We start from the raw sequence: 342 nt of genomic DNA on the forward strand, positions 1-342 counted from the left end.
TCTAACTAGATAATTTGGAGCGACACACGAGGTTCGAACTCGTGACCTCAACCTTGGCAAGGTTGCGCTCTACCAACTGAGCTAGTGTCGCATATCAACAGCTATTGCTATTGATTAAATTTGGTTGCGGGAGCAGGATTTGAACCTACGACCTTCGGGTTATGAGCCCGACGAGCTACCAAGCTGCTCCATCCCGCGTCCGGATGTCATTGTTAAGCACAATGAAAGCTTGTTCTAACTAGACAAACATCTAACTAGATAATTTGGAGCGACACACGAGGTTCGAACTCGTGACCTCAACCTTGGCAAGGTTGCGCTCTACCAACTGAGCTAGTGTCGCAT

General features: G+C 48.0%; 3 tRNA genes. All 3 read right to left on the reverse strand.

Features of this window, described 5'->3' with window-relative positions:
- Positions 1–15: 15 nt before the first annotated feature.
- Positions 16–91 (reverse strand) — tRNA-Gly (locus IRQ95_RS22100).
- 30 nt (positions 92–121) lie between these two features.
- Positions 122–198, reverse strand: a tRNA-Met gene (locus IRQ95_RS22105).
- Positions 199–264: 66 nt separating this feature from the next.
- Positions 265–340 (reverse strand) — tRNA-Gly (locus IRQ95_RS22110).
- Between the last annotated feature and the right edge of the window lie 2 nt (positions 341–342).

The sequence above is a fragment of the Vibrio fluminensis genome (genome assembly GCF_015278125.1).
Lineage (GTDB): Bacteria > Pseudomonadota > Gammaproteobacteria > Enterobacterales > Vibrionaceae > Vibrio > Vibrio fluminensis.